At 69.8% G+C, this 21,241-nt stretch carries 19 protein-coding genes and 1 pseudogene; 6 read left to right on the top strand and 14 right to left on the bottom strand.

What is annotated here, in order from left to right; translation table 11 throughout:
- Nucleotides 1–194: 194 nt before the first annotated feature.
- Nucleotides 195–740: an ATP-binding protein gene (locus VS93_RS06135; RefSeq protein ID WP_046469040.1), complete on the bottom strand. Its 546-nt coding sequence runs from the start codon at nucleotides 738–740 to the stop codon at nucleotides 195–197.
- A 477-nt stretch (nucleotides 741–1,217) separates the two neighbouring features.
- Between VS93_RS06135 and VS93_RS31115 the strand changes: the two genes are divergently transcribed.
- Nucleotides 1,218–1,514: a helix-turn-helix domain-containing protein gene (locus VS93_RS31115; RefSeq protein WP_236700371.1), complete on the top strand. Its 297-nt coding sequence runs from the start codon at nucleotides 1,218–1,220 to the stop codon at nucleotides 1,512–1,514.
- 12 nt (nucleotides 1,515–1,526) lie between these two features.
- Nucleotides 1,527–2,078, top strand: a complete 552-nt coding sequence (locus VS93_RS06125) for a PIN domain-containing protein (protein ID WP_046469038.1) — start codon at nucleotides 1,527–1,529, stop codon at nucleotides 2,076–2,078.
- Nucleotides 2,079–2,212: 134 nt separating this feature from the next.
- Here the strand turns inward: VS93_RS06125 and VS93_RS06120 are convergent, their stop codons facing one another.
- The 13 genes and pseudogenes from VS93_RS06120 to VS93_RS06060 all read right to left on the bottom strand — a co-directional run bounded on the left by VS93_RS06120 (nucleotide 2,213) and on the right by VS93_RS06060 (nucleotide 15,753).
- Nucleotides 2,213–2,758 (bottom strand): DUF6518 family protein, encoded by a 546-nt coding sequence (locus VS93_RS06120; RefSeq protein ID WP_046469037.1) that lies wholly within the window; start codon nucleotides 2,756–2,758, stop codon nucleotides 2,213–2,215.
- Nucleotides 2,755–5,118: an FGLLP motif-containing membrane protein gene (locus VS93_RS06115; RefSeq protein WP_046469036.1), complete on the bottom strand. Its 2,364-nt coding sequence runs from the start codon at nucleotides 5,116–5,118 to the stop codon at nucleotides 2,755–2,757. Before VS93_RS06115 ends, VS93_RS06120 begins: the two co-directional genes overlap by 4 nt.
- 507 nt (nucleotides 5,119–5,625) lie before the next feature.
- Entirely contained in the window at nucleotides 5,626–6,468 is an 843-nt protein-coding gene (locus tag VS93_RS06110) for an SAM-dependent methyltransferase (protein WP_338022679.1), read from the bottom strand.
- A gap of 289 nt (nucleotides 6,469–6,757) precedes the next feature.
- Complete coding sequence (locus VS93_RS06105) at nucleotides 6,758–7,933, bottom strand: 4-hydroxybenzoate 3-monooxygenase (RefSeq protein ID WP_046469034.1); 1,176 nt, start codon at nucleotides 7,931–7,933, stop codon at nucleotides 6,758–6,760.
- Nucleotides 7,934–7,971: 38 nt separating this feature from the next.
- On the bottom strand, nucleotides 7,972–8,373 hold the full coding sequence (pcaC, locus tag VS93_RS06100) for a 4-carboxymuconolactone decarboxylase (RefSeq protein ID WP_046469033.1): 402 nt from the start codon (nucleotides 8,371–8,373) through the stop codon (nucleotides 7,972–7,974).
- 56 nt (nucleotides 8,374–8,429) lie between these two features.
- Nucleotides 8,430–9,200, bottom strand: coding sequence for a 3-oxoadipate enol-lactonase (gene pcaD / locus VS93_RS06095; RefSeq protein WP_046469032.1), 771 nt, complete (start codon nucleotides 9,198–9,200; stop codon nucleotides 8,430–8,432).
- Nucleotides 9,197–10,581 (bottom strand): annotated as a pseudogene (gene pcaB, locus VS93_RS06090) (3-carboxy-cis,cis-muconate cycloisomerase). The gene pcaD and the pseudogene pcaB overlap by 4 nt, the downstream one beginning before the upstream one ends.
- 71 nt (nucleotides 10,582–10,652) lie before the next feature.
- Complete coding sequence (gene pcaG / locus VS93_RS06085; RefSeq protein ID WP_046469031.1) at nucleotides 10,653–11,228, bottom strand: protocatechuate 3,4-dioxygenase subunit alpha; 576 nt, start codon at nucleotides 11,226–11,228, stop codon at nucleotides 10,653–10,655.
- The gene (gene pcaH / locus VS93_RS06080; RefSeq protein ID WP_046469030.1) at nucleotides 11,228–11,968 is read right to left on the bottom strand and encodes a protocatechuate 3,4-dioxygenase subunit beta; all 741 of its coding nucleotides are present in this window, start codon (nucleotides 11,966–11,968) and stop codon (nucleotides 11,228–11,230) included. Before pcaH ends, pcaG begins: the two co-directional genes overlap by 1 nt.
- 9 nt (nucleotides 11,969–11,977) lie before the next feature.
- Nucleotides 11,978–13,153 (bottom strand): thiolase family protein, encoded by a 1,176-nt coding sequence (locus tag VS93_RS06075; protein WP_046469029.1) that lies wholly within the window; start codon nucleotides 13,151–13,153, stop codon nucleotides 11,978–11,980.
- Between the two features lie 36 nt (nucleotides 13,154–13,189).
- Nucleotides 13,190–13,945: a CoA-transferase subunit beta gene (locus VS93_RS06070; protein ID WP_046469028.1), complete on the bottom strand. Its 756-nt coding sequence runs from the start codon at nucleotides 13,943–13,945 to the stop codon at nucleotides 13,190–13,192.
- Complete coding sequence (locus VS93_RS06065) at nucleotides 13,942–14,772, bottom strand: CoA transferase subunit A (protein ID WP_046469027.1); 831 nt, start codon at nucleotides 14,770–14,772, stop codon at nucleotides 13,942–13,944. Before VS93_RS06065 ends, VS93_RS06070 begins: the two co-directional genes overlap by 4 nt.
- Nucleotides 14,773–14,943: 171 nt before the next feature.
- Complete coding sequence (locus tag VS93_RS06060) at nucleotides 14,944–15,753, bottom strand: IclR family transcriptional regulator domain-containing protein (RefSeq protein WP_156184700.1); 810 nt, start codon at nucleotides 15,751–15,753, stop codon at nucleotides 14,944–14,946.
- A 444-nt stretch (nucleotides 15,754–16,197) separates the two neighbouring features.
- On the opposite strand from VS93_RS06060, the gene VS93_RS06055 reads away from it, so the two are divergent.
- From VS93_RS06055 to VS93_RS06040, 4 genes are all read left to right on the top strand, one after another.
- Nucleotides 16,198–17,151, top strand: coding sequence for an ABC transporter substrate-binding protein (locus VS93_RS06055; RefSeq protein ID WP_046469025.1), 954 nt, complete (start codon nucleotides 16,198–16,200; stop codon nucleotides 17,149–17,151).
- Between the two features lie 81 nt (nucleotides 17,152–17,232).
- Nucleotides 17,233–18,693 (top strand): aldehyde dehydrogenase family protein, encoded by a 1,461-nt coding sequence (locus tag VS93_RS06050; RefSeq protein ID WP_046469071.1) that lies wholly within the window; start codon nucleotides 17,233–17,235, stop codon nucleotides 18,691–18,693.
- A 59-nt stretch (nucleotides 18,694–18,752) separates the two neighbouring features.
- A complete protein-coding gene (locus VS93_RS06045) occupies nucleotides 18,753–19,883 on the top strand; it encodes a 5-methyltetrahydropteroyltriglutamate--homocysteine S-methyltransferase (protein WP_046469024.1) in 1,131 nt (376 codons plus the stop codon).
- Nucleotides 19,884–20,295: 412 nt separating this feature from the next.
- Nucleotides 20,296–21,240 carry an ABC transporter substrate-binding protein gene (locus VS93_RS06040; RefSeq protein ID WP_046469023.1) on the top strand — a complete coding sequence of 315 codons (945 nt, stop codon included), beginning with the start codon at nucleotides 20,296–20,298 and terminating at the stop codon, nucleotides 21,238–21,240.
- Nucleotide 21,241 lies beyond the last annotated feature (1 nt).

Below are 21,241 nucleotides of genomic sequence, written 5' to 3'. Positions count from 1 at the left end.
GGCCAATACGGTCTGGCTTTTTGCTGTCCGGGTGGGTGGTGTTCCCGGCGCTGTTCCTGTTGCCGGGAGGGCGCCCCGGCTTCTGTCTCGGCCGTGCTGTTGTGACCACTTTCGCCGCTGGAAAGTGGTCACAACAGCACGGCCGTGTGAGTGTGCTCATTCGGGAAGGGCGAGGTTGTCCGGTCACAGGTGGGTCAGGTCGTCGAACCGCCCCGGATGCGGCCGGTAGGGGAGTGGTGCCCTTCCAGCGTGCGGCCCGGCGGGCGACGGGGAAGCCGCCCCGGCTGCGGCGCTTCGGTCTTCGGGGAGCCGTTCACCGTCCGAGCCTCCAGGGCGAGCGTGCACCACACGATCTTGCCTCCGTACGGGCTCGGCGCCGTTCCCCACTGCCTGCTCAACGCCTCCACCAGGAGCAAGCTTCGGCAGCCTTCGTTTTCGACCTGGCTGGTGGCGCCACGGCGGAAGGGCTGGCCGCCTTGGCCGTCCCATATCTCGATGTGGAGCAGGTCCCCGGTAATGCTCAGAGTCAGGTTGACCAGGTGACGCGGTGAGATCGCGGAGATGGGTGCACTCATCGCCAAACCAGTGGTCTCGACGGCGTTGGTAGGAAGTTCGGAGACGATCAGTTCGGCGTTATCGACGACTTCCCGCACCGGAAAATGCCGCAGGGTGGTACGGGTGAACTGGTGGGCAAAGCCCACCGCGTTGGGCAGGCCGACGAGGGTAAGGTCGGTGTGCATTCTCGCCCACCGCTCATACCGTGACGCCGAGGTCGCCCAGGTGTCCGTAGCGTCCCGGCTCGCAAGCACGGGAAGCGGGTGAAGTGGGCGGGCGCGGGCACCAGCAGCGACTCCAGGGACACGAGATGGCGCTCCCACTTTGGGGGTGCACACATCACAAGCCCCGGCAGCGCTCAGGGTTTTGTTGCATCCGCACCCCGACTGGCGCCGAGTTCAAAGACGCCCTGAACTGGAAGCTGCAGCCGTACTTGGGTTCTCAACGACAGGGTTTTCGTTTTTTTCGAATATTGCTATCATGGCGGTATGTCGAGCACGCTGCATGAACGTACGGTTCTGCCGCCTGAGGATCGATCGGCGCTGACCAGGCTTGCTCGTGAACTGGGTGAGTCGGATCGCCCAGGGCGGGCCAGGCTGGTCGGTCCGGATGGTTCAGAGATCGAGGTTCCCGATGAGCTCTATGGTGTCCTCTGCGATGCCGTGGCAGCCCTATCCCAGGGCATGGCGGTGTCGATCGCTCCGCACAACACCATGCTGACCACGCAGGAAGCCGCTGACCTGCTCAATATCTCCCGGCCTACTCTGGTACGGCTGCTGGTCGACGGCGAGATCCCCTTCACCAAGCGCGGGCGCCACCGTCGGGTCATGCTTCGCGATGTCCTGGACTACCAGGAGCGCACTCGCCGGGAACGTCGGCAGACACTCGATGACATGGCCGCACAAGCCGAGGAATCCGGGCTGTACGAAGCCACATCCGCCCCTCAAAACACCCGGTGAAAGCGGGTATTCGTGGCCTTCCCCGCTTTCCTTGATACGTGCGTCCTCTATCCGGCTTACCTGTCCGACACTCTCCTGCGTCTGGCTGAGGCCGAGGCCTACCGTCCCCTGTGGTCTACTGACGTCCTCGAGGAACTCAGGCGCAATCTGATTGAGCGTGGAATATCTACTGACCTGGTAGATCGCAGGATCAGGCAGATGAGCGGTGCCTTCCCGGACGCATTGGTAGCCGGCTACGAGTTCCTCATCGACGGGATGGGGAACGACCCCAAGGACCGCCACGTCTTGGCCGCGGCCGTACGGGCAAACGCCGAGGTAGTGGTCACCTTCAACGTCAAGGACTTCCCGGATGTCGCGCTGAAGCCGTATGACATCCTCGCCGTCACCCCTGATGATTTCCTACTCGACCAACTGGACCTGTACCCAGGGCTGACCATAGGCGTATTAGAGCAACAAGCTGCCTCTTACCGCAGAGAGCCGACCACTGTTCCCGGTGTGCTGGCCCTGCTGGAGCGCAGTGGCGTTATGCAGTTCACAGCCGAGGTACGACGCCATCTGAGGTGAGAGTGGGCCCTGTGCAGATTGTTGCGCGGTGGTCCTTATCAGCAGGAAACCGCCTCGGCTGCCGTGCCCGCGCCTTCGCGAAAGCTCGTCGTCTGAGCCGGCCCCGGGTGAGGGGTCGGGGCGGGGTGTCGTTATTACCCGAATACCGCTGGTAGGACAACGGAATATCCGGCGAACACCACACCGCCCAGGATCGTGGCCGTTGCCGCGACGCGGGGCCAGTGCATCGGCTCGCGGACAATTGCTATGGCGCATGTCGCGACTCCGAGAGCGTACGGCCCCAGCTCTCTTTTCGTCCGCGCCCAGTACCCTGCCAGCCCCGCGGCCGGTCCTACGAGCAAACCTCCGAAAAGCCATACAAGGTTTGTCTCCAAGCCGCCCGTGCCCGCATCGAAGCGCAGCTCCGAGACAAGGTAATAACCGGCGATCGCGAGCATCTGGACTACGATCCCGCCCGGAACGGCGAAGCGCTTCGACGGCGCGAGCAATCCGTAAACGAAAGAGAACGTCAACCATACCGAGTAGGAATTGGCGAGCTGTGTGAACGGCTCCGGTAAATACGTCTGGCCGTACGAAGTGAGGGCGCCGGCCGCGACTCCGATCGATGAGATGATTACGCAGTGCGAGACCGCTGATTTCAGATTGTTCTCGACGGCGACTTCGTTTTCCCGCGTATTCACGCGCTCATTGTATGAGGGCTTCGGAGCGCATGATGTGAACTGTGCCGGTCGGCGCCCCGGTTTCGCCGCTGACAGGACCCCTTACGTCGACTCCCCGACGGGAGGGGCCGCGTCCTCCGATCCGGCCGGCGGTCTCTCCTCCTTCCGGGGCCCGGGAACGGTCTCGGCGGCGCTGTCCTGGCCGGTCCCGGAGGCGTCGTCCGGCCGGGCGTCGACTCCCGGTGGCTGTTCGCCGCCGTCCGCGAGTGCCTCTGCTTCCTCCTGCGACGTCTCGCCGGCGGGCGGCCGGGCGCCTCCGGCATCGGAGTCCGCCCTGGGAGCGGGGGGAGGTGTCGGTGGGACGGCCGCGCCCTCGTCCGTCCCGTCCGCGGACTCAGCGGACGGAGACCGCGCCTCGACAGTCGGCGGAACGGCCGTCCCTTGTGCCTTCCCGGCAGATTGTTCCGCCTCCTCCGCGGGTTCCGCGGGGGAGGGGGCCTCCCCCTCGTCCGGTGAATCGGTGACCTGAGACGGCGCGTCGGCGCTGGTGGAGGTGCCGGCGGCGCCCGCCGTTGTTTTGACGGGACCGGTCGCGGTCGCGCCGACCGTGGCCGGGACGCGCTCCGCCGCCGGCGCGCTCCGCCTGCCGCGCGCGTCGCGGCGGGAGCGCCATACGAAGAACAGCCAGACCGCCAGCGACAGCACACCGAAGCCGACGAAGAGAGCGGCGGTGGCCAGCAGGGACTCGGGGACGGTCTTGCCCGCGGTCCTGTCGGGGTGCAGGTGCAGCAGGTAGAGGAAGGCGAACAGTCCGGGGAAGTAGGCCAGTGCCAGTGCCGCCTGCCCCATGTCCACAGCCGGTGGCCGTCCAGGAACTGCATCGGCAGCAGCCCGAACACCACTGTCTGGATGCCCAGCAGTGCGGTGGAGAACAGCGCCTTGTCCAGCAACTGCACACCGAACGGGGCCTCGCCCTGCTGGACCACGGTGTCGACCGAGTTCCAGAGCAGGTAGCAGAGGATGCTCAGCGCCAGCACGCTGATCGCTCCCAGCCGGGTGGCGCGGCCCTCGTTGTCCCGGACGAACGCGTCCTTGTCGGCTTCGGCCATGGCGAGCCGGGACCGGCGGTCGGCCACGGCCGCGAACCCGGCGATGAGACCGTAGAAGTAGCCGGGTTCGAAATCGGCGGCGGCCGAGGCCAGTGAGCAGAACGCGATGATCACCAGCCCGGCGGGCAGCACCTCGAAGCGGCCGGGGACGTGCGACCACGCCCAGTCGCGGGCGTTGACCACCCAGGCGTAGACCACGGTGACGGCGAACACGGCGACGAGCAGGCCCAGGAAGTCCAGCCACGGGGTGGCCTCGGGGGCGGGGTCCCGGTTCAGCAGTACCGGGAGTGCCGCTGAGAGCACCCAGAAGACGAGGAAGGCGGCCCCCGCGGACAGGGAGAGGAACGCCCGCCGTTCACCGCGCCCGCGCCCGGTCAGCAGCGCGCGGATGCGCTGCCACCAGTTGCGGACGCGGCCCCGGTTGCCTTCGAGGGACTTGTTGAAGATGTCGGAGGGGAAGCCGACCAGCAGCCACACCGTCACGATCGCCGCGGCGGTGAGGCCCAGGGCGGCGAGCAGTGTCGTGGGGTCGGTGCGCAGCTCCTCCAGGCGGGGCACCCCGTCGCCGCCGGCGACCACGTCCGGCTCGGGGGCGGCGAACCCGTTGATAACGGGGACCACGACCCACCAAAGGGCGGGGTCGTCGTAGGCCAGGCTCAGCATGTGAAGACCCGGCTCCGCGTCAGCGGGCAGGATGACCCGCGCGTCCTCGGCCGTTCCCTCGATCTCGAGGCGCTCGCCGTCCAGCTCCGCGCGTACGTCCGCCAGGTCCAGTTCCGATATCGGGTAGCCGACGGGACCTTCGGCGTTCAGGGCGGCGAGGCTGAGCGGGATGCGCCCGCCTTCCACGACCGGGCCGAAGTCCTCCGTGGTGGGGAAGTCTGTTCCCGGCGGAAGGTTATCCGTCGCTTCGACCGTGAACACGCCGCCGCCGACCGGCACCCACTCGTCGTTGTCCGCCTGGCACTCCACGTCGAGGGCGACGTCGCCGAGGGCGAGATTCGCGAGGTCGCGGACCTCGATGACGAGGTCGTCCGGATCGGCGTAGAACACGGACAGGTTCGTCACGTCGACCGGTGGTCCGGCGTCGCCCTCCATCGGGGTCGCGCTGACACGCACCCCGCGCCCGGCCTCCGCGTCCGGGCCCTCGCTTCCCTCGGGCAGGGCGCAGGGCTCGGCGTCGCGCAGCACGATCGTGTTGACATAACCGGAGGAGGCATCCCAGAACATGTGCTCGTGCGTGGTGATGCCTTCGGCGTCGGGGGTGGGCACGACCGGCCCCGCCGGGGGAGGGGAGGTTCCGGGATCTCCCGGGGCTTGGATGGCGGGACCACCAGCCCCTCCGCCCGGGGGAGCGTCTGGGAACCGCTGCTCACCTCCTGGTCCGGTGGTACCGGCGTTCGCCCACGTGGCCGAACCTGGAGCCGGCAGCACCAGGAGGAGGGCGAGGAGCACGAGCGGGCGGCGGAGCGCCTTCCCGCGGCCGGAGACAGCGCGGTCCGAGGTCCGGGAAGAGTCCGGGCGGTCGCCGTGGCCCCGCCGTCTCACGGGGCGCGGTGGTCTTCCCGCGTCCGGACGCCGCTCGTCTGCTGTCCGCCGTCGACCATCGGCTGCGCGTGCCATGGGCCGCTCCCCGTCGATTCTGTTCGCGAAGGTTCCAGCATGACCGCTTCGCGGGAGATGCGCGGGAATATGGCCGCTTCTGGTCTGGCGAGGCCCGCCGATCGTGCGGAGACCGTTCCTCCACCACGCGGCGAAGGAGCGATCTCCTCAAGGCCGCTACGATTTCCGCGCGACGCCTCCGATGATGAGGCGCCGGTTGCGCGTGGGCATCCGGTAGGAACCGGGGCCGGTGGAGCCGACGGGCGACGGGCGCCACTCGTCGAGCGGAACCAGGCCCGGGGGCAGCATCTCCCAGCCGCAGAAGGCGCCGAGGACCTCGTCGTGGCCGCGCCACCGCCCGGTGCCCAGTTTCTCCAGGAACGCCCGCTCCAGCCGCTCGGCGCGCTCGGCGTCGGCGGGGTGCTCCTCGGGGTCGGGCCGGCAGAAGTGGCTGACCGCGATGTGGCTGCCGGGCACCAGCGCGTCGCACAGCTCTCGGGTGAGCCGCTGCGGCTCCTCCGAGTCGTGCAGGTGGTGCAGGACCCCGCCGAGCACCAGGCCCACGGGCCGGTTCAGGTCGAGCAGTTGCCGGGTCCCCTCGGCGTCGAGGATCTTCCGGGGAGTGGTGAGGTCCTCGTTGATGGCGGCCGTGGTGCCGTGGTCGGCGAGGAACGCCCGGGCGTGGGCGAGGACCATGGGGTCGTTGTCCACGTAGACCACCCGGGCCTCCGGGGCGGTCCGGTGCGCGATCTGGTGCACGTTCCTGTCGGTCGGCAGTCCGGAGCCGATGTCGAGGAACTGGCGGATCCCCTGTTCGGCCATGCACCCGACGGCGCGCTGCACGAACGCGCGGTTTCCCATGACGAGGTCGGTGACCCCCGCCACCGCCCCCTCGGCGTGGTTCGCCATCTCGCGGTCCACCCGGAAGTGGTCCTTGCCGCCGAGGAAATAGGAGTAGACGCGGGCGATACTCGGTTTCGACATGTCGATCTCTGGGGGGTTCTGGTGCTTTTCGCTCATTTTCTTGAGGAATGTGGGGGATTCGAAACGGGGCATCGCCGTCCTCTTCTGAGGCATGGAAACCGGCTCATATGCTCCGGATTCTATTCTCCGGGCCGGTCCTCGCAGGCTGTCTGGGCGATATCCGCTCCGAAATATCCGGACGCGCGCCCCCGCGCTCGACCGGAGACGCGGCGATGACGCGCCGCGCCATTCGTCTCCGGCGGCCTTGAATACGTCATCCGGGGAAATCCCCGCCGAAACCGGTCTTTCGCCGTTTCCGGCGCGGAGGCGGCCCGATCACCGGGTGTCACACCCGGGGCAGGCCGGTGTAGTTCTCCGCGAGGGTGGTGGTGGCGGCGGTGAAGTCGGCGATGTGGTGCAGGTGCGCGAGCTGCAGCCGGCGGTCGAACGCGTCGCCGTCCGGACGGGTGTGCAGCAGTGTGGTCATCCAGTACGAGAAGTGCTCGGCACGCCAGACCCGCCGCAGCGCGGTGGCCGAGTACTCGTCGAGCAGCGAGGTGTCGCCCTTGCCGTGCCAGGCGGTGAGGGCGTCGGCGAGCAGCGCGACGTCGTGCAGGGCCAGGTTCAGGCCCTTGGCGCCGGTGGGCGGCACGATGTGCGCGGCGTCGCCCGCCAGGAAGAGCCGCCCGTGGCGCATCGGCTCGGTGACGAAGCTGCGCATCGGTGTCACCGCCTTGTCGGTGATGGGGCCGCGCTTCAGCTCCCAGTCGCTGTCGCGCAGCTCGAACCGCGCGGCGAGCTCGTCCCAGATCCGCTCGTCGGACCAGTTGCGCGGATCGGTGTCCGCGGGCACCTGGAGGTAGAGGCGGCTGACCGTTTCCGAGCGCATGCTGTGCAGCGCGAAGCCGCGATCGGAGTGCGCGTAGATCAGCTCGTCACAGGACGGCGCGACGTCGGCCAGGATGCCCAGCCAGCCGAACGGGTAGACCTTCTCGAAGGTGCGGGCGGCGCCGCCGGGCATCGCCGCCCGGCCGATCCCGTGGAAGCCGTCGCAGGCGGCCACATAGTCGCACTCCAGGACCTCCTCGGCCCCGGCATGGGTGAAGCGCACCCTGGGGCGCTCGGTCTCGGTGCCCTCGATCGCGCCGGCCTCGGCCTCGAACAGCAGCCGGCCGCCGTCGGCCAGCCGCCGCGCGATCAAGTCCTTCACGATCTCGGTCTGCGCGTAGATCATGACGTTGCGGCCGGTCAGGGCCGGGAAGTCGATCCGGTGCGATCGGCGGTCGAAGCGCAGCTCGATACCGTCGTGCGCGAACCCCTCGCGGTCCATCCGCTCGCCCACGCCCGAGGCCCGCAGTGCCTCGGCGACCCCGTGCTCCACCACGCCGGCGCGCTGCCGCTGCTCGCAGTAGGCGCGGTCGCGACGCTCCACGACCACGGAGTCGACGCCCTGCAGGTGCAGAAGGTGGGAGAGGAACAGGCCGGCAGGGCCGGCACCGATGATGGCAACCTGGGTACGCATGGGTTCTCGGTCCTTCTCGTGTGGTCCTGTCGTCCGGATCAGCCGTCGGCCTCGGCCAGCACCTCCTGGGCCACGGCGAACGCCTTATTCGCGGCCGGAACACCGCAGTAGATCGCGGCCTGCAGGAAGACCTCCTGGATCTCGTCGGCGGTCAGGCCGTTGCGCAGGGCGGCCCGCACGTGCATGGCCAGCTCTTCCCAGTGTCCTTTGGCGACGAGCGCGGTCAGCACCATGCAGCTGCGCGTCCGGCGGTCCAGCCCCGGCCGGGTCCAGACGTCCCCCCAGGCGTAGCGGGTGATCAGGTCCTGGAACGGCTCGGTGAACGGTGTCTTCCTCGCCTCGGCGCGGTTGACGTGTTCATCCCCGAGCACCTCGCGCCGCACCTTCATCCCCGCCGCGTACCGCGCCGCCTCCTGGGAACCGGTGTCGTGGCTGCTCATCACATCGTCCTCGTGTCTCGTGCTTCGCCGCGGATCGCGGGCGCCGTCCCGTCCGGTTAGGGGCGCCCGGCGAAGTGCTCCCGCAGCAGTTCGTTGACCTGGTCGGCGCGTTCCCAGCTCGCCAGGTGGGCCGCGCCGTCCAGGACCCGCAGCCGCGCCCCGCTGATCCCGCCGGCGATCCGCTCGGCGTGCTCGGGCGGGGTCGCCGGGTCGTGGGCGCCCGCGACCACCAGGGTCGGCGCGGCGATCCGGGGCAGTTCGGGGCGCAGGTCCATGTGCTCGATGGCGGCGCAGCAGCCGGCGTACCCCTCGCTGGAGCTGCTCGCGACCATGGCCCGCATCCGTTCGGCGGCCTCCGGCTCCCGCTCGGCGAAGCCGGGGGTGAACCAGCGCTGCGTTACGCCGGCGGCGACCGCTCCGGCGCCCTCCTCGCGCACCACCGCCGCCCGCTGCGCCCAGCCCTCGGGCGGGCCGAGCCGGGCCGACGTGCACAGCAGGGCGAGCCGGTCGATCCGGTCAGGGGCGTGCGCGGCCAGCCACATGCCGATCATCCCGCCGATCGACAGGCCGGCGAAGTGCACGCGGTCGGCGCCGAGGCGGTCCAGGAGCCGCAGCACGTCCCCGCCGAGGTCGGCGATCGAATAGGGCCCATCGGGGACCGGCGACTTGCCGTGGCCGCGGAGGTCGTAGCGGATCAGCCGGAACTCCGGGGTCAGGGCGGCCACCTGGGGTCCCCACATGTCGAGGGTGCTGCCGAGCGACCCCGACAGTACGACAGTGGGTGCGTCCGCCGGGCCGTCCGCGACATGGTGCACGTCGACGCTCACGTCCTGCTCCTGTTCCTTGCGGGGTCACCTGCCGGCCCGGTGCCGCGCCGCGCGGTGCGCTCCGCGTGCGCCGCGAGCGCCCGGTCCACGAAGGCGCCGGTGGCACCAAGGTATCCGGCGGGGTCGAGCAGCGAGGCGATCTCGGACCCGGTGCGCCTGCCCTGGAGGCGTTCGGTCAGCACCTCGGCCAGGGCGCGTCCGCTGTCCGCGGCCTCCTGGCATGCCGACTGCACCAGCTCGTGGGCGGGCAGCCGGCCCAGCTCGCCGGCGAGGTCGGTGGTGACGCGCTCGGCGAGCGGGAATCCGTCCGTCAGGTCGAGGTTGGCGCGCATCCGCTCGGGATGCACCGCGAGGCGTTCGAGGGAGGTGCGCAGCCAGGCAACGGCCGACCCCGTGACACCCAGCAGGCGGCTCAGCGGGAGCCACTCGGCGTGCCACGGTCCCGCCGCGCGCTGGTGCTGCTGCACCTGGGCCGCGAACAGCGTCGACGCCAGGCCGGGCGCCTGTTCGGCGCAGCCGAGGGCCGACACCGCGGCGATCGTGTTGCGCTTGTGCGGCAGCGTGGAGGAGCCGCCGACCCCGGCCCCGCCCTCCTCGGTCGCTTCACCGACCTCGGTCTGGGCGAGCAGCGCGATGTCGCCCGCGATCTTGCCGGTCGCCCCGCACACGCGGGCCAGCGCCCCGGCCAGTTCGACGATCGGGCCGCGGTCGGTGTGCCAGGGCAGTACGGGCTCGGCCAGCCCCAGTTCGTCGGCGAACGCCGCCGCCACGGCCGGTCCGCGTCCCTCCAGGGAGGCCAGGGTCCCCGCCGCCCCGCCGAGTTGCGCGGCGGTGCGGTGCTCGATCACCTCGTCGAGTGCCTGAGCCGCCGTGCCCACCCCGTTGAGCCAGCCGGCGGCGACCGCGCCGAACGTGGTCGGCAGCGCCTGCTGCAGCAGGGTGCGCCCGGCCATGATCGTCGCGCGGTGCTCACCGCTCAGCGCGGCGAGGGCCGCGCAGACGATGTCGGCGTCCGCCCTGATCACCGCTCCCGCGCGCCGGCTCACCAGCATCGCCGCGGTGTCCATGATGTCCTGGCTGGTCGCCCCGAGATGCACGTGGCGCGCGGCATCGCCGCCGACGGCCCGGGTGAGCTCCCTGGCGAGCGGAACCACCGGGTTGCCCGAGGCCGCCGAGGCGCTTGCGAGCGTGCTCGCGTCGAAGCGCTCCGCGACGCAGGCCGCCGTGATCGCCTCGGCGTGCGCGGGGTCGATCAGCCCGGCGCGGCGTGGGCGCGCGCCAGCGCGGCCTCGGCGTCGAGCAGCGCCCGGAGCCAGGCCGCGTCGCCGACCTCGTCCCCGATCCCGCCGTGCGCGAAGACGCCGCTGAACAGCCCGGTCATCGTCTCCCCTCTCCGGCCCCTTCTCGTGCGCCTGCGCCTCCTTCGCCGGTCCACGGCCCGGCGCCCCGGCCTCAGACGTCGAAGAAGACGGTCTCGTCCTCCCCCTGCAGTCGGACGTCGAAGCGGTAGCCGTCCTCGGCGGGCGCGGCGACCAGGGTGGAACGGGCGCGGTCGTCGGCGACGCCGTTCAGCACCGGGTCGGCCGCGTTGGCTTCGGTCTCCTCCGGGAAGTAGACGCGGGTGACGGTGCGGTGCAGCATGCCGCGCGCGAACACCGAGACGTCGATGTGCGGGGCCTGGACGGTTCCCCCAGCGCCCGGTACCGGGCCCGGTTTCACCGTGAAGATGCGGTACTCGCCGCGCTCATCGGTCTCGCAGCGTCCGAACCCACGGAATCCGGGGCGCGGGACCGCGCCCCTCGGGTCGTCGGGGTGGTCGAACCGGCCGTCCGGGTCGGCCTGCCAGGTTTCGACGAGCCCGTCGGCTATCGGCTGCCCCGCGCCGTCGTACAGCGTTCCGCAGATCCAGAAGCCCTCAGGCGTCCCCTCGGCCACCGCGAACGGGCCGTCCGGCCAGGGCAGGCCGATGTGCAGGTAGGGGCCGACCGTCTGGGAGGGGGTCGTCGGGGAGGGTCTCGTATCGGCCATCAGTCGTCATCCACCTCGGACTCGAACGGCGTGGCCTCGCGGCCGCGCAACACGATGTCCCATTCGTAGGCCAGGGCCCACTCGGGCTCGGTGTTCTCGTAGTCGAACCGGCACACCAGGCGTTCCCGCGCCTTGTCGTCCGGGATCGAGTTCCACATCGGGTCCTGGAAGAACAACGGGTCGCCCGGGAAGTACATCTGGGTGACCAGCCGCTGGGTGAAGGCCCGCCCGAACAGTGAGAAGTGGATGTGCGCGGGCCGCCACGCGTTGTCGTGGTTCTTCCACGGATAGGCGCCGGGCTGGACGGTAACGAACCGGTACCGCCCTTCGGCGTCGGTCAGGGCGCGGCCCACCCCGGTGAAGTTGGGGTCGAGCGGGCACGGCCAGTTGTCCCCGGTGTGGCGGTACCGGCCGCCGGCGTTGGCCTGCCAGATCTCGACCAGGGTGTGCGGGATGGGCCGGCCGTCGCTGTCGCGTACCTGGCCGTGCACGATGATCCGCTGCCCCTGCGGCTCGCCGGCGTGCTGGCGGGTCAGGTCGTGGTCGAGCTCGCCGATCCGGCCCTCTCCGAGCAGGGGGCCGGTGACCTCGGTCAGCAGGTGCGGCAGCAACTGCAGCGGCCGCTTGGGGTGCCGCAGCGCGGTGCTGCGATAGCCCGGGTAGTCCAGCGGGGGATGTACGTCGTGGTCGCGGAGGTAGCCGGGGACCGGGCGCTCCCGGCCGGCGGAGTCGGTAGTCATATGGTCCTCTCAGGCGTGCAGCACGACGGCCAGGCCCTGGCCGACGCCGATGCAGATGGCGGCGAGCCCCCAGCCGCCGCCCCTCCGGCGCAGCTCATGGGCGAGCGAACCCAGGATCCGGGCCCCGGAGGCGCCCAGCGGGTGGCCGATGGCGATCGCGCCGCCGTTGGGGTTGACGATCGCCGGGTCCAGTTCCGGCCAGAGCTTCAGGCAGGCCAGCGACTGGGCGGCGAAGGCCTCGTTGAGTTCGACGACCGACAGGTCGTCCCAGCCGATACGCGCGCGGCGCAGTGCGGTCTCCGCGGCCTCGACGGGCCCGATCCCGAACCGGTGCGGCTCGATCGCGGCCACGCCCCGACTGACGATGCGGGCCAGCGGTTCGCGTCCGGTGGCGTCGGCGGCCGCCTCGTCGCCGATGAGTACCGCCGCGGCGCCGTCGTTGAGCGGGGAGGAGTTGCCCGCGGTGACCGTACCGTCGGGCCGGAACGCCGGCTTCAGCCCGGCGAGCTTCTCCGGCGACGTCTCCCGGATGCTCTCGTCGCGCCGCAGCTCGACGCCGGGCACCGGCACGATCTCGGCGTCGTAGACACCCTTCTCCCATGCGGCCGCGGCGTTGGTGTGGCTGGCCAGGGCGAACTCGTCCTGCTCCTCGCGGCCGATCCCGTAGAGCTCGGCGATCTGCTCGGTGGATTCGCCCAGCGAGGCCGTCCACTCCCCGGGCATCCGGGGATTGACCATCCGCCAGCCCAGGGTGGTGGAGTGCAGTGTCTCGTGCCCGGCGGGGAACCCCTTGCCCGGCTTCTGCAGTACCCACGGTGCGCGGCTCATCGACTCCACGCCCCCGGCGAGGACCAGGGACGCGTCGCCCACGGCCACAGCGCGGTTGGCGGCGATCGCGGCCTCCAGGCCCGAGCCGCAGAGCCGGTTCAGTGTCGCGCCGGGGACGGAGGTGGGCAGGCCGGCGAGCAGCGCCGCCATGCGCGCCACATTGCGGTTGTCCTCTCCCGCACCGTTGGCGTCGCCGAAATAGACGTCGTCGACATATGCGGGGTCGAGGTCGGGGGAGCGCGCCACGAGGCCGCTGACGACGTGGGCGGCGAGGTCGTCGGGCCGGATCCCGGCGAGCGCGCCGCCGTACTTCCCGAAGGGGGTGCGGACCGCGTCCAGCACCAATACGTCGGTCATGGTGGGAATCCCGTCCATCGTTGCAGGAAGTGCAAGTTAGCTGCCTGTGAGCGAGCGTAGTACCGAGAGCTCCGCCTCGTCCGGTTCGGCGGTGACCGCCAGATCCGGTGCGACCTGGAGCTCCCAGCCCGTCGTGGCGCGCACGTCGTCCACCGCGACACCGGGGTGCACACTGGCCAGGGTGAGTTCGCGGGTGCGCGGTTCGGGTTCGAGGACGCCGAGGTCGGTGATGACGCGGGTGGGGCCCAGGCCGGTCAGTCCGAGCTGTTCACGCTGACCGGCGCCTTTTCCGTGCCCGACCGAGGTGACGAAGTCGACCGATTCCACGAACGTCCGGGAGTTCTGCCGCACGATGACGATGACCTCGCGGCAGGAGGCCGCGATCTCGGGGGCGCCGCCGGCACCGGGCAGCCGCACCTTCGGGTCGGAGTAGTCGCCGATCACGGTGGTGTTGATGTTGGCGTACCGGTCGATCTGCGCGGCTCCGAGGAAGCCGATGTCGATGCGGCCGGGCTGCAGCCAGTAGTTGAAGATCTCCGGTACCGAGACAACGGTGTCGGCGGTCTCGGCGAGGATGCCGTCACCGATGGACAGGGGGAGCGTGTCGGGCTTGGCGCCGAGCGTTCCGGACTCGTAGATCATCCACAGGTTCGGCGCGTGCGTGCGGCGGGCGAGGTTCGCCGCGGTGCTCGGCAGGCCGATACCGACGAAGCAGGCCATCTCCGTGGTGAGGAAGCGTGCGGCGGTGACCGTCATCATCTCGTCGGCGGTGTACCGGGGCGTGGTCGTCATGTCCTCCCGCCTTCCCGCGCCGGTCGCGCGTTGCCGCGCACTTCGGTCCGCAGCCACTGCTCGAACGTCTCGCGCTCCCGGCTGACGGCGTCCCATTGCTGATAGGCGTCGTTGTCGCGGGCGTAGTAGCCGTGCGCGTAGGAAGGACGCGCGCCCCCGGGGGCCTCGGCCACAGCGGTCACCACGCGTGCGGGCAGCAGCACCTGACCGGGCACCGGATCGAGGCGGTCGACGACCTCCTCGACGGTGACGAGCGCGCGCCGGGAGGCGAGGACCGCCTCCTTCTGCACACCGGTGATCCCCCACAGCTGCACGTTGCCGGCGCGGTCGGCGCGCTGGGCGTGCACGATGGCGACGTCGGGGGTGAGCGCGGGGACCGCTGTGAGCTCCTCACCGGTGAAGGGGCAGGTGATGGTGGTGATGTCCGGCGTCTGCGCGATGAGGTCGGTCCCGGTGTAGCCGCGCAGCACGGCGAAGGGAATCCCCGAGGCTCCGGCGACGTACCGGTTGGCCATGCCGGCGTGGCTGTGCTCCTCGATCTCCAGGGGTGCGGGCCAGCCGTTCTGCACGGCGTCGCGGAAGCGGTGCAGTGAGCCGACCCCGGGGTTCCCGCCCCAGGAGAACACCAGTTTGCGGGCGCAGCCCGCGCCGATCATCTGGTCGTAGACGATGTCGGGGGTCATTCGCGCCAGGGTGAGATCGCGCAGGCCCTGGCGGATGATCTCGTGGCCGGCGGCGACCGGGATCAGGTGGGTGAAACCTTCGAGCGCGACCGTATCCCCGTCGTGGACGAGCTCGCGGATCCCCTCGTCCAGCGGCACGATCATGGGCGCCCCAATCTATGTTCGTATGACGAATAAACGTTCTTAAAGCGAACGTTCGTGACCAGACGTTAGCCCTGCCGTGAGCAGCGGGTCAAGACCCAGATTGATCCGATGGCCGGATGATGTAGAACGAAGGTCCGGCGCGGTCCCGCAGCCGAACCCCCCGGCGGGCCGTCAGGCCCCCCGCGCCCCGGGGCCGCGCGTCGCGATCTCCAGATCGGCTTCGATGCGGGCCGTTGTGGCCAGCAGCGGAGGCAGCAGGTCGCGGCGGATGTCCTCAACGGAGGCCCGGCTGGCATGCGCCGAGACGTTCACGGCCGCCACCACCTTGCCTTCGCGGTCCCGGATCGGCGTCGCGACCGAGCGGAGTCCCTCCTCCAGCTCCTGGTCCACGATCGCCCACCCCTGGTTGCGGACACGGTCGATCTCGGCGCGCAGCCGCGGCACCGTCGACAGCGTGTAGGCGGTGTGCCGCCGCAGTTCCACCCGGTTCAGGTAGGCCTCGAGCTCGTCGGCGGGGCGGCCGGCGAGGAGCACCCGGCCCATCGACGTCGCGTAGGCCGGGAAGCGCGTGCCGACGTTGATCGCCACCCGCATGATCCGCGACGTGGGGACGCGCGCGATGTAGACGACGTCGTCCCCGTCCAGCACCGAGACCGAGGAGGACTCCCGGACCTCCGAGGCCAGCCTCTCCAGGTGCGGCTGCGCCACCTCGGGCAGGCCGGCCGACGACAGGTAGGCATAGCCCAGCTCCAGCACACGGGGAGTGAGGGCGAACGCCCGGCCGTCGGTGCGAACGTAGCCCAGGTCGACCAGGGTGAGCAGGAAGCGGCGGGCCGCCGCCCGGGTTAGTCCGGTGGCGCGGGCGACCTCACTCAGGGTCATCGACGACGCCTGCGGCGTGAACGCGCGTATGACAGCGAGCCCGCGTTCCAGCGACTGTACGAAATGCTCGCCGCGCGCCTGCGCATCGGTCTCGGTCAGTTCCGTGCTCATCGTCCACCTTTGGAGTCAGTGTGCATGGTGCCGGGGCCGGCGGTGTTGTGCGGGCAGCGCCCGCTGTGCCGCCGCTCCGGATGCTTCCGGCCGCCCGCGCGGCGCGTTTCCCCGGAATCGGCCCCCGTAGTCCTCCGTCGATGTTCTCATACCGAACAAGCGGCGTGAGATCGAATAGTGATCCCGAGTGCGTTCACCGACGGAAAGAGGGCGGAATTATGCACTCTGCGCTGCAATGTAGATGCGAAAAGTGATGAAATGCCGCTGTGGTGCCGGAAAGGGTTGACGAGGTGATGGGGTTCACATAAGTTCGCTTTTGGAACGAAGGTTCGTAGAACGCACACCGATCCGTCGGCGGATGGCTCCGGCGGATCCCCCATCGGCGCTGGCGCCGATCCGCCCCTGGCCATTACCTGACCGAGGAGAATCACCATGCGCCGACGAATCCTTTCGATCGCCGGAGTCCTGTCCCTCATCGCGGCATCAGGGTGCGGGGGAGGCGACCAGGACGGTGAGGACGGGGGGCTCCAGGAGGTCACCGCCGGCGTCATCGCCATCGTGGACGTCGCACCGATTTACCTCGGTGACCAGCAGGGGTTCTTCGAGGAGCGCGGCATCGACCTGAACCTGGAAGTCGGCTCGGGCGGCGCCGCGTCGATTCCCGGGGTGGTGAGCGGCGACCTCGACTTCGCCTTCGGCAACGTCGTCTCCCTGATCATCGCCCGGGAGCAGGGGCTGCCGCTGCAGATCATCTCCAACGGGGTGGCCACCACGGGCGAGCAGGGCGCCGACTTCAGCGCCGTTGTCGTGAAGGAGGACAGCCCGATCGAGAGCGCGGCCGATCTGGAAGGCGCCACGGTTTCGGCGAACAACCTGCAGAACATCGGCGACACCACCGTCCGGGCCTCGGTGCGCAAGGACGGCGGCGACCCGAGCCAGGTCGAGTTCGTCGAGATGGGACTGCCGGACATGTCCGCGGCGGTCGAGAAGGAGGAGATCGACGCCGCGTGGGTGGTCGAACCCTTCGTCTCGATGGCGCTGGAGGACGGGCACCGTGAGATCGCCTCCAACTTCGCCGACGGCCATCCCGAGCTCACGGTCGCCACCTACTTCACCTCCGAGGAGGTCATCGCCCAGGACCCGGAGCTCGTCGACCGGCTCACCGCGGCCCTGGAGGAGTCGCTGGCCTACGCCGCGGAGAACCCCGACGAGGTGCGCGAGATCATGGGCACCTACACCGAGATGGACGAGGACCTCGCCGGGGAGGTCCGGCTGCCGGCCTGGCCGGAGGAGGTCAACCGCGAATCGGTCGAGACCATGGCGGAGCTGATGCACCAGGATGGGCTCATCGACGAAATCCCGGACCTGAACGAGCTGTACCGGTAAGCGCTGGAGCGGCGGGTGGAGCCGACCCGCTGTCGCGGCGGTCGGCGCTCCCCGGTCACACAGGAGGAAGACGAGGACATCGTGAGCCTATTCGAAACCGATTCGTGGTCCGCCGCGGTTTTCACCGGCCGCTGGACGCCCGCCGCCGGCGGTGACGCCCCGGTGGTCTCCCCGGCCACGGGTGCCGAGATCGGCCGCGCCGGCTCGGCCAACGCCGAGGACATCAGCGCGGCCGCCGAACGCGCCGCCGCCGCCCAGCGGGGCTGGGCCGACACCTCCTTCGAGGAACGTGCCGCCGTCCTGCGCCGGGCGGGTGCGCTGCTGGAGGAGAACGGCGACGAGATCATGGCCTGGCTGCGCCGCGAGAGCGGTGCGGCCCCGGGCATGGCCGGCTTCCAGGTGCACGTCGCCGCGGCCGAGTGCTACGAGGCGGCGGCGCTGGCCTCCCAGCCCTATGGCGAGGTGCTGCGCACCGGGAAGCCGAGGCTGAGCTTCGCCCGGCAGGTGCCGGCCGGTGTCGTCGGCGTCATCGCCCCGTTCAACGCCCCGCTCATTCTCAGTACCCGCTCGGTCGCCCCGGCGCTGGCTGTGGGCAACGCGGTGCTGCTCAAGCCGGACCCGCGCACGGCGGTCTGCGGCGGAGCCGTTCTCGCCGAGGTGTTCCGGCGGGCCGGCGTGCCCGAAGGGGTGTTCCAGATGCTTCCGGGCGGCATCGAGGCCGGCGAGCAGCTGGTGGCCGACCCCAACGTGCGGGTCATCTCCTTCACCGGCTCCAGCGCCGTGGGCCGCAAGGTGGGCGAGGCCGCCGGGCGCTATCTCAAGCGTGTGCACCTGGAGCTCGGCGGCAACTCACCGCTGGTCATCCTGGACGATGTCGACCTCGACGCGGCCGTGTCGACCGGTGCCTGGGGCTCTTTCCTGCACCAGGGCCAGATCTGCATGACGGCCGGGCGGCACCTGGTGCACGAGCGGATCGCCGACGAGTACGTCGAGAAGCTCGCCGCCAAGGCCGATGCCCTGCCGGTCGGGGACCCGGACAGGGACGAGGTCGCGCTCGGACCGCTCATCGACGCCGGCCAGCGCGACAAGGTGCACTCCATGGTCACCACCAGCGTGGACGCCGGGGCGAAGCTGGTCGCGGGGGGCACTTACGAGGAGCTGTTCTACCGGCCCACGGTGCTCGACAGGGTGACCATGGACGCCCCCGCCTACGCCGACGAGGTTTTCGGGCCGGTGGCGCCGGTGATGCGGGTCTCCTCGGTGGACGACATCGCCGACATCGCGAAGGCGAGCCCGTACGGGCTGTCCCTGGGCATCCTGACCGCCAACCCGATGCGCGGCATGGAGATCGCCGACCGCATCCCGAGCGGCATCGTGCACATCAACGACCAGACCGTCGACGACGAGGCGGTCGCCCCATTCGGTGGGGTCGGCGACTCCGGTACCGGATCCCGCTTCGGCGGCACCCGCGCCAACATCGAAGCGTTCACCGAGACCCAGTGGGTGACGATGCAGGCCGACGTGGCCCGCTACCCGTTCTGAAGCCGTCCGGACGAATCCCGCACCTCTGCACTCCGAACGCGAGGAGAACCTGGAACACCATGACCGAGCACACCAGCCGACGCACCGTGCCGCCCTTCCGCGCCGACCATGTGGGAAGCCTGCTGCGGCCCCGCAACCTGCTCGAGGCCCGTGCCGAACACGCCGAGGGCCGGATCGGCGACGACGATCTGCGCCGGATCGAGGACGACGCCATCCGCGATGTCGTACGCATGCAGGAGTCGGTCGGCCTGCAGTCGGCCACCGACGGGGAGTTTCGGCGCTCCTCCTGGCACATGGACTTCATCTACCAGCTCGAAGGGGTCTCCCGCGCTCAGGACGAGATGCGGGTGACCTTCCACAACGAGCAGGGCGACATCGAGTTCACACCGGCCGCCCTGCGCGTGGACGGCAAGATCGGGCTCGGGCACACGATCTTCGGCGAGGCGTTTTCGTTCCTGCGGGACACGGTCACCACGGCCACCCCGAAGCTGACGATCCCGTCTCCGAGCATGGTGCACTACCGGGGCGGCCAGGCCTCCATCGACCCCGAGGTCTACCCCGACACCGAGGGGTTCTGGGCCGACCTCTCCCGCGCCTACGCCGAGCAGGTGCGCCGGATCTCCGAGCTGGGCTGCACCTATCTGCAGCTCGACGACACGAGCCTGGCCTACCTGAACGACCCGAAGCAGCGCGCCATGATGGACGAGCGCGGCGACAACGGCGACAGCATCCACCTGCGCTACATCCGCCAGCTCAACGCCGCACTCGCCGACCGCCCCGAGGGACTGCGGGTCACCACGCACATGTGCCGGGGCAACTTCCGCTCGTCCTGGGTCGCCGAAGGCGGCTACGACTTCGTGGCCGAGGAACTCTTCAACACGCTCAACGTGGACGGGTTCTTCATGGAGTTCGACGACGCCCGCTCCGGCGGGTTCGCGCCGCTGCGCTTCGTCCCCAAGGGCAAGTACGTCGTCCTCGGTCTGGTCACCACCAAGAAGGGGGAGTTGGAGAAGAAGGACGACCTGAAACGCCGCATTGACGAGGCGAGCGAGTACATTCCGCTTGAGCAGCTCTGCCTGGCACCGCAATGCGGTTTCTCCAGCACTTTCGAGGGCAACGACCTCACCCACGACGAGCAGGTCGCCAAACTGCGGCTGATCGTGGAGACCGCCGAAGAGGTCTGGGGATGAACGGCCGGCGCGCCATTGGAGTGGGACGCGTCGCCGGACGGTGCGCGCCGGTGCCGGACGGTCCGCGTTCCGCTCCGACCTCTGTTCTCATACCGCACATGTCGGCGGCTGCCGATTCGGTAAAGGGCGCCGTTCGAACACCGGAGAGGCGCCGCCGGAGGTGAATCCAGCACAAAGAACAGCGATACCCGTGCTTTAGAGGGAGGGAAGGCGACCGATAGGGTTATGCGCCGGGTCGAGGAAAATGCGGTGACCGGTCATGTTCGCGCCCGGGATTACCGTGCGTCATACGAATAGCGCGTGTGCCGGTGCGGACTCCAAACACGGGTTCGGCGCACTCGCGCTCGAAACGGCCACCTCGAAACCCAGCCACGCTCCCGATCTTCACTCCCCTTCAACAGGAGACCCCTAGATGCGTCGAAAGATCCTCGCTATTGCCGGTGTCACGGTCCTCGCCTCAGCCTCGGCCTGCGGCGGAAACTCTGAGGAGGAGGGCCCCGAGGCCATTACCGTCGGCGCGCTTCCCATCGTCGACATCGCGCCCCTGCACCTCGGTGTGGAACAGGGTTTCTTCGCCGACCACGGCCTCGAAGTCGAGATCGAGAACACCGGCGGCGGCGCGGAGGCGATCCCCGGAGTCGTCAGCGGCGACTTCGACTTCGCCTTCGGCAACATCACCTCCCTGATCCTCGCCCATGATCAGGATCTGCCGGTGAAGATCGTCAGCAACGGCGTGACCACCACGGGCGAGGACGGCAATGACTTCGGCGGCATCGTGGTACCCGAGGACAGCGACATCTCCGGTCCGGCGGACCTCGCCGGCAAGGAGGTCGCGGTGAACAACCTGCAGAACATCGGCGACACGACCGTGCGCAACTCCGTCCGCGAGGACGGCGGCGACCCCGCCGGCGTCGAGTTCTCCGAACTGCCCTTCCCCGACATGCCGGCGGCGCTGGAGAACGGCCAGGTGGACGCGGCGTGGGTGGTGGAGCCGTTCCTCACCACGGCGCTCGACAACGGTGCCGAGGAGATCGCCTCCAACTTCGTGGACGCCCACGAGACGCTCTCCGTCGCCTCCTACTTCACCACCGAGCAGGTCATCGCCGAGGATCCCGAACTCGTGGAGTCCTTCCATGTGGCGATGCAGGAATCGCTCACCTACGCCGACAGCCACCCCGAAGAGGTGCGCCGCATCCTCCTCAACTACACCGAGATGGACGAACAGCTCATCGAGGAGATCCGGCTGCCGACCTTCCCCAGCGAGCCGGACCCCGAATCCGCCGAGGTGATCGGCGAGCTGATGGTGGAGGACGGTCTTATCGACAACGAACCCGACTTGGACCAATTGTTCCAGTGAA

The sequence above is a fragment of the Allosalinactinospora lopnorensis genome, assembly GCF_000981225.1.
GTDB classification, from domain to species: Bacteria; Actinomycetota; Actinomycetes; order Streptosporangiales; family Streptosporangiaceae; genus Allosalinactinospora; species Allosalinactinospora lopnorensis.
This window is presented reverse-complemented; position numbering and strand designations above follow the sequence as displayed.